9 protein-coding genes are annotated in these 7407 nt (G+C 74.5%); 2 read left to right on the top strand and 7 right to left on the bottom strand.

The genetic code is table 11. The annotated features are described in order from the left end of the window. Nucleotides 1-77: 77 nt before the first annotated feature. The 3 genes from fbaA to ACFVS0_RS12265 all read right to left on the bottom strand — a co-directional run bounded on the left by fbaA (nt 78) and on the right by ACFVS0_RS12265 (nt 2754). A complete protein-coding gene (gene fbaA / locus ACFVS0_RS12275; RefSeq protein WP_429766120.1) occupies nt 78-1097 on the bottom strand; it encodes a class II fructose-bisphosphate aldolase in 1020 nt (339 codons plus the stop codon). A gap of 110 nt (nt 1098-1207) precedes the next feature. Next, entirely contained in the window at nt 1208-1915 is a 708-nt protein-coding gene (locus ACFVS0_RS12270; protein ID WP_430588121.1) for a TrmH family RNA methyltransferase, read from the bottom strand. Then, nucleotides 1912-2754 (bottom strand): SDR family oxidoreductase, encoded by an 843-nt coding sequence (locus tag ACFVS0_RS12265; RefSeq protein ID WP_430588120.1) that lies wholly within the window; start codon nt 2752-2754, stop codon nt 1912-1914. Before ACFVS0_RS12265 ends, ACFVS0_RS12270 begins: the two co-directional genes overlap by 4 nt. A 103-nt stretch (nt 2755-2857) precedes the next feature. Between ACFVS0_RS12265 and ACFVS0_RS12260 the strand changes: the two genes are divergently transcribed. Next, nucleotides 2858-3598: an HAD-IIA family hydrolase gene (locus tag ACFVS0_RS12260; RefSeq protein WP_429735840.1), complete on the top strand. Its 741-nt coding sequence runs from the start codon at nt 2858-2860 to the stop codon at nt 3596-3598. A 58-nt stretch (nt 3599-3656) separates the two neighbouring features. Beyond that, nucleotides 3657-3872 carry a hypothetical protein gene (locus ACFVS0_RS12255; protein ID WP_430588119.1) on the top strand — a complete coding sequence of 72 codons (216 nt, stop codon included), beginning with the start codon at nt 3657-3659 and terminating at the stop codon, nt 3870-3872. 12 nt (nt 3873-3884) lie between these two features. Here ACFVS0_RS12255 and ACFVS0_RS12250 read toward each other — a convergent pair whose 3' ends face one another. The 4 genes from ACFVS0_RS12250 to ACFVS0_RS12235 are packed head-to-tail and all read right to left on the bottom strand — an operon-like array spanning nt 3885 to nt 7390. Then, nucleotides 3885-4682 (bottom strand): hypothetical protein, encoded by a 798-nt coding sequence (locus tag ACFVS0_RS12250; RefSeq protein WP_430588118.1) that lies wholly within the window; start codon nt 4680-4682, stop codon nt 3885-3887. Beyond that, a complete protein-coding gene (pyrE, locus tag ACFVS0_RS12245) occupies nt 4679-5263 on the bottom strand; it encodes an orotate phosphoribosyltransferase (protein WP_430551701.1) in 585 nt (194 codons plus the stop codon). Before pyrE ends, ACFVS0_RS12250 begins: the two co-directional genes overlap by 4 nt. After that, nucleotides 5260-6561, bottom strand: coding sequence for a SpoIIE family protein phosphatase (locus ACFVS0_RS12240; RefSeq protein ID WP_430588117.1), 1302 nt, complete (start codon nt 6559-6561; stop codon nt 5260-5262). The genes pyrE and ACFVS0_RS12240 overlap by 4 nt, the downstream gene beginning before the upstream one ends. A 55-nt stretch (nt 6562-6616) precedes the next feature. After that, entirely contained in the window at nt 6617-7390 is a 774-nt protein-coding gene (locus ACFVS0_RS12235) for an SDR family NAD(P)-dependent oxidoreductase (protein ID WP_430551699.1), read from the bottom strand. Between the last annotated feature and the right edge of the window lie 17 nt (nt 7391-7407).

Raw genomic sequence — 7407 nt, 5'->3', positions numbered from 1 at the left:
GGCGGCCCGCACCCGGTGCGGGCCGCCCTTCGAACTACCTCGGCGAGTCTCGAGCTACCTCGGCGTGAGGTGGCAGGTCACATCTTGTGGCCGGCGGAGCGCAGCTGCTGCGCGGCCTCGACGATGCGGGCGGCCATGCCGGCCTCGGCCTGCTTGCCCCAGGCGCGCGGGTCGTAGGCCTTCTTGTTGCCGACCTCGCCGTCCACCTTGAGGACGCCGTCGTAGTTGCGGAAGAAGTGGTCCGCGACGGGACGCGAGAACGCGTACTGCGTGTCGGTGTCGATGTTCATCTTGATGACACCGTTGTCGACCGCCTCGGAGATCTCCTCGGCCGTGGAGCCCGAACCGCCGTGGAACACGAGGTCGAACGGGTTCTCCTTGCCGATCTCCGAGCCGACGGCCTTCTGGATGTCCGCGAGGATCGACGGGCGCAGCTTCACGGCACCCGGCTTGTACACGCCGTGCACGTTGCCGAAGGTGAGGGCCGTGAGGTAGCGACCCTTCTCGCCGGCGCCGAGGGCGCGCACGGTGGCGAGGCCGTCCTCGGCCGTCGTGTAGAGCTTCTCGTTGATCTCGGCCTCGTGGCCGTCCTCCTCGCCGCCCACGACGCCGACCTCGATCTCGAGGATGGTGCGCGCGGCCTGCGAGAGCTCGAGCAGCTCGGCGGCGATGACGAGGTTCTCGTCCAGGGGGATGTCCGAGCCGTCGAACATGTGCGACTGGAAGGTCGGGTTCTTGCCGGCCTTCACCTGCTCCGCCTCGAGGGCGAGCAGCGGACGCACCCAGGAGTCGAGGTTCTTCTTGACGCAGTGGTCGGTGTGGATCGCGATGTTCACCGAGTAGTTCTTCGCGACCTCGGTGGCGTAGGCCGCGAGGGCCAGCGAGCCGACGACGCGGTCCTTCACGGTGGAGCCAGACGCGTACTCGGCGCCGCCCACGGAGACCTGGATGATGCCGTCCGACTCGGCCTCGGCGAAGCCCTGGAGAGCGGCGGTCACGGTCTGCGACGAGGTGATGTTGACGGCGGGGTAGGCGAACTTGCCGGCCTTCGCCCGGTCGATCATCTCGGCGTAGACCTCGGGGGTTGCGATAGGCATCTGCGGTACTCCAATGACGGGGCGTACGAGGATGCAGCGGGATGCTTCGTCGCGACGGGCGCCGTGCGACCCGCATGCAACCGGATTTTCTCACGTCCGGGTCATGAGAGTCACATGCCGTCGGCTCCGTGAGACGGAGGGAGCCACCGCGACGCCCAGGCGTGCATCGCGATCGCGCCCGCGGCGCCCGCGTTGAGGGACCGCGTGGAGCCGTGCTGGGTGATGTGCAGGACGTCGGCGCACACCGCCTGCGCCTCCGGCGTCAGGCCGGTGGACTCCTGGCCGAACAGCAGCACGCAACGGGCGGGCAGGTCGGAGGCCTCCAGCGGCACCGACCCGGGCACGTTGTCGATGCCGATCACGGGCAGGCCGGCCCCGCCGTCCTCCGACGCCGCCCAGGCGGCGAGCGCCGCCGCGTCTGGGTGGTGGTGGGTGTGCAGATAGCGGTCGGTGACCATCGCGCCGCGCCGGTTCCACCGCCGTCGGCCGACGACGTGCACCCCGGCCGCGTTGAACGCGTTGGCCGTGCGCACCACGGAGCCGATGTTGAGGTCGTGCGCCCAGTTCTCGATGGCGACGTGCAGCTCCCGGCCGTCGGGGCGGCGGGCGTCGAGGTCGGCGAGGACGGCCTCGACGGTCCAGTACCGGTAGCGGTCGACGACGTTGCGGCGGTCGCCGTGCTCCAGCAGCTCGGGGTCGTAGCGCAGGTCCGGCGCACCGTCCGCGCGGCGGGGCCACGCGGACGGGCCGCCCGGCCACGGGCCGACGCCGACCTCGCGCTCGATCTCGCGCTCGGGCTCGCGCCCGGTCCCGGTCACCGCCCGGCCAGCCACTGGTCGTAGGTGGTCGTGCCCGCCGCGGCGTCCGGCACGAGGTTGCGCCCGGCGCGCAGGAAGTCCCCGAGCTGCCCGGGCAGCGGCACCCCCGCCGGCAGCCGGCGGGAGCCGCGGGCCCGCCGCCACGCGTCCGCCATCGCCCGCGCGTCGAGCACCTGCGGCCCGCCGACGGTGGCGGTCGGCGCGCCCGAGGGGCCCGTGGCGGGCCCGACCCCGAGCGGGTCCTCTCCCTCGGCCGCGTCCACGAGCGCGCGGGCGACGTCGCGCAGGTCGATCGTCTGGAAGCGGCAGCCGCGCGGGTACGGCAGCAGCCCGAGCCGCGACCAGGCGCCGAGGCGGCTGCCGCGGCCGAAGAAGAGGTCGAGGAACCCGTGGAACTGGGTGGCCCGCACGACCGTCACCGGCGCGGGCCCGGCCGCGTACACGCGCTCCTGCTCGGCGTGCGCGCGGTAGTAGGGGTACTCGCTCTGGTCCACAGTCGCGATCGACAGCACGACCGCACGGCCCACGCCCGCGCGGCCGGCCGCCTCCGCGACCCGCCGCGCACCGGTCGTGAACACGGCCTGCGCGCCGGGCGTCATGCCGTTGCTGGTGTCCACCACGGCGTCGGCGCCGTCGAACGCGGCGGTCAGCGCCGCGCTCACGGCCGCGTCGTCGTCCGCGAGCAGGTCCACCGCGTGGTGCGCCGCCCCGCCCAGCTCCGCGACGTCCTCCGGGCGCCGCCGCGACACCACGCGCACGTCGTGCCCCCGCGCCCCGGCCTCGCGCACGACGGCCCGGCCCGCCTGGCCGGTCCCGCCCACCACCACGATCGTCGTCATGCGCCCATCCTGGCCGACGCACGCGGACGCCCACGCACACGCGCGGCCCGCGCACTAGGGTTGGCGCGTGAGCGAACGACGGATCGAGTGCTGGCTGACCGACATGGACGGTGTCCTCGTGCACGAGGGGCAGGCCATCCCCGGGGCGCCGGAGTTCATCCGCGCGCTGCGCGACGCGGAGCGGCCGTTCCTCGTGCTCACGAACAACTCGATCTTCACGCCGCGCGACCTGCGCGCCCGCCTCGCGACGTCGGGCATCGACGTGCCGGAGGAGGCGATCTGGACGTCCGCGCTGGCCACCGGGCAGTTCCTCACCGACCAGATCCCCAACGGCTCGGCGTACGTGATCGGCGAGGCCGGCCTCACCACCGCCCTCTACGAGGCGGGGTACACGCTCACCGAGTCGAACCCGGACTACGTGGTGCTCGGCGAGACCCGCACCTACTCGTTCACGGCCATCACCAAGGCGATCCGCCTCGTGCGCGACGGCGCCCGCTTCATCGCCACCAACCCGGACACCACCGGGCCGTCGGCCGAGGGCCCGCTGCCCGCCACGGGCGCGGTCGCCGCGATGATCCAGGCCGCCACCGGCCGCTCGCCGTACTACGTGGGCAAGCCGAACCCGATGATGTTCCGCTCCGCCCTCAACCGCATCGACGCCCACTCCGAGGTGACGGCGATGATCGGCGACCGCATGGACACCGACGTCGTCGCCGGGATCGAGGCGGGGCTCGAGACCTTCCTGGTCATGACCGGCTCCACCTCGGCGGCCGAGGTCGACACGTACCCGTTCCGGCCGTCGCACGTCGTGGACTCCATCGCGGACCTCATCGGCCGTGTCTGACGACGCACCGGTCCCCGGGCCAGGGGATTCCCGGAGACGACGCGGCACCTGGACCGCGGTGCTCTCGATCGTGGTCGGCGCCGGCATGATCGCCTGGGTGCTGACCCGCCCCGTGGGCTACGCGTCGTTCGGCTGGTTCGCGTACGCCCCGCTCTCCGACACGGCGTTCGTCCCGGGGACGTCGAGGTGGGTGCTGATGTGGGTGCTGTTCGGGCTGGGCGCCCTGCTCGTGGGGCTGGGCGCAGGGTTCCTGCTCGGGCGCCGCCGCGGCTGACGCACCGTCGGGTCAGCGCGGCGCGTACGCCGCGGCCCGCGCGACGAGGCGGGCGACGTCGTCGACGACGTCCAGGTCCTGGTGGCCCTTGCGCCACCACAGCAGGGTGTCGCCGTCGAGCCGCAGCCGGCCGCCGTGCAGCGCGCCCACGCCCTGGCGGGCGAGGTCCGCGCCGCCGCCGTCGCCGAGCCACGCGTGTGCGGTCCGCTCGCTCTCGGTGGCCACGCGGAACGCGCGGTCGAAGTCCGGCACGCCGACCTCGACGTCGGCCCGCAGCGCGGCGGCGACGCCTGCGGCGGAGACCTCCACCGTGCCGTGCGCGCGGTCGAGACGCGTGACGACCAGGTGGTACGGGTCGGTCAGCGTCGCCGGGCCGGACTCCCGGGCGCCGGTGTCGGTGATCGTGCCGGCGGAGCGGCGCTGCACGCCCAGCTCGAGCGTCCATACGTCGCGACCGTCCACGCGGGTGCGCAGCACCTCGCCGATCGTGTGCCCGACGTCGCTCGCGAGCGGCTCGCGCTTCGGGAACGACCGCACGTCGCGTGGCACGTCGGGCTGCTCGGCGCCGCCGTACGCCGTCCACCGCCCGGCCGCGACGAGCCGGTCGACGCCCTCGCCCCGCCGCACGACGACGCGGCGCTGGGCGCGCAGGTAACCCAGCCCGCCGACGACGGCTGCCACGGGCACGACGATGTAAGCGACCCACAGGTCGACCACCCCGAGCGCCGCGAGCACGACCGCCGCGACCACGACCACCATCGGCGCGACCAGGAGCGCCAGGCTCGGCCGTCGCGCGGCCGGTCCGCTCACGCGAGGCCCAGGTCGGCCAGGTCGTAGAGGTAGTGGTAGGGCACGCCGAGGGCCTCGATCTTCTCGCCGGCGCCGGTGGCGCGGTCGACGATCGTGGCGCAGCCGAGCACCTCGGCGCCCGCGGCGCGCAGCGCCTCGATCGCCGTGATGGGCGACCCGCCGGTCGTCGTCGTGTCCTCGAGGACCACGACCTTGCGGCCCGCGACCTCGGGACCCTCGATCTGCCGCTGCATGCCGTGCGCCTTCGCCGCCTTGCGGACGACGAACGCGTCGAGGTCCTGCCCGCGCGACGCCGCGGCGTGCAGCAGGGCGTCCGCGATCGGGTCGGCGCCGAGCGTCAGGCCGCCGACGGCGTCCACCTCCGCCGTGCCGAGGCCGACCTCCTCGAGGTGGTCGAGCAGCACGTGGCCCACCAGCGGGGCGGCGCGGTGGTGCAGCGTGATGCGGCGCAGGTCGACGTAGTAGTCGGCCTCCTTGCCGGAGGACAGCGTCACCTTGCCGTGCACGACGGCGAGCTCGGTGATGAGGTCGCGCAGCTGCTCGCGGGGCGTGGGGCCGAAGGCGGTATCCGAGGAGGTCACCCGGTCATCGTACCGACGGCCTCGGGCCCGACCGCGGGGGCGCCGTCCACCTGGAGCGCGACCACCGCCACATCGTCGGCACCCCGGATCGGCGTGCTCCGCGCCAGCACGCAGTCGGCCAGCCGCTCGAGCCGCGCGTCCACCACCTGTTCCACGTCCTCACGCAGGTGCTCCAGGGAGTCCACCAGCGGCTCGCCCCGCCGCTCGACGAGGCCGTCCGTGAACAGCAGCAGCGACGCGCCGGGTGCCAGCACGAGGGTCGACTCCGGCCGCGCCTCGGGCAGCCGCAGCCCGAACAGCCGGCCAGGACGCTCGCCGTGGAGCTCGGCGCCGAGGTCGGCACGCCGCACCAGCGGCGGCAGGGACCCGGCGCGGGCCCAGGTGACGCGCCGCGACCCGTCGGCCGCGGGCGGCTCGACGACGGCGACCGTGATCGCCGCGAACGCCTCGATGCGCAGCACGGCGGCGGCGCGCTCGGCCCGGTCGAGGATCGCGGCAGGGCCCGCGTCGTCCTCGACCGCGACGGTGCGCAGCACGCCCTTGAGGTGCGACATCGTGGCCGCCGCGTCGACGTCGTGCCCCGCCACGTCGCCCACGACCAGCACCGCCCGACCCGACTCCCGGAGCACGACGTCGTACCAGTCGCCGCCCACCCGCGTGATCCGGTTGGCCGGCTGGTACCGGACGTCCACGGCGAGGCCGGGGACCTCCGGCGGCGGGATGAGCACCGAGGACTGCAGGGTGACTGCCGCGTCGCGCTCGGCGGCGGCGTTCGCCCGCATGCGCGCCACCGTGCTGTGCCACGACAAGCGCTCCGGTGTGGCGTAGCCGTCGGTGCCCTCGACGTCGGCCGCGTCGACCTCCTCCACCCGGACCACGACGGCACGGACGGCGGCGTCGCCCGCACGCGTGACCGGCAGCGCGAGGAGCATCCAGTACCGCGGTCCCGTCTCGCCCGTGCGTGGGTCGGGCAGGTCCCACCGGGTCGGCTCGACGACCTCGGGCATGCCCGTGCGCAGGCACCGGGCGATGGCGTCCATGGCATGGGGCACGGGCGGAGGGCCGCCCGGCACCTGCGCCAGGGCGTCGGCCAGCGTGCGCCCGACCAGCGCGTCCACCGGCATGCCGAGCAGCTCGGTGTACGAGCGGTTGGCGTCGAGCACGACGAGGTCGGGGTCCAGCACGATCTTCGGCACGGCCAGCGCGTCGAAGAGGTCGCGGTAGTCCAGCGCGTCGCCGCCGGGGAGGGCGCTCCGACCGTCCCCGGTGTCCGTCGCAGGTGCTTGCCCCCCGATCACATCTCCATCGTGGGGCAGGCGGCCGGATCTCGCCCAGCCTCGGTGCAGGCCGTGGTCAGCGGTACTTGCCGACGGCACGGACCGCGGCGCGCGGGGCCAGGCGCAGCAGGGCCGCGGCCGCCTTGTAGCGGACCGACGGCGTCGAGAGGACGACGCCGCGCCGCACGTCCGCGAGCGCCTCGGAGACGACGGTCGGGGCGTCGAGCCAGCCGGCGTCCGGGATCGTGGACATGTCCACGCCCGCCCGGTCGTGGAACTCGGTGCGCACGAACCCGGGGCTCACCACCGTGGCGGTGACGCCGGTGCCCTTGAGCTCGACGGCCAGGCCCTCCGTGAACGATCGGACGTACGCCTTCGCCGCGGCGTAGGTGCCGCCGGCGGTCAGCGCGGCGATCGAGCCCACGTTGAGGATGGCGCCGCGCCCGCGGCCCGTCATCTGCCCGGCGGCCGCGTGCGAGAGCACGAGCACCGCCCGGACCATGACGTCCAGGGCGGAGAGCTCGACGGCGAGGTCGCCGCGCACGAAGGACTGCGCCGTCGCGAACCCGGCGTTGTTGACGAGCAGGCCCACCGGGCGCCGGTCGTCGCCCTCCTCGTCGCCGGTGACGGCGAGCCGCGCCGCGACCCGCTCCAGGTCCTGCTTGACGGACAGGTCCGCCGGCAGCACCTCCACCCGCACGCCCGCCGCCGCGCGCACCTGCGCGGCGACCTGCTCCAGGCGGTCGGCGTCACGCGCGACCACGACCACGTCGTGTCGCGCCGTGGCGAGCTGCCAGACGAACTCCAGACCGAGGCCGGCGGTGGCGCCGGTGACGAGCGCGGTACCCATGGGGGCAGCCTAGAGGG

The organism is Isoptericola sp. NPDC058082, from assembly GCF_042885055.1.
Lineage (GTDB): Bacteria > Actinomycetota > Actinomycetes > Actinomycetales > Cellulomonadaceae > Isoptericola.
This window is presented reverse-complemented; position numbering and strand designations above follow the sequence as displayed.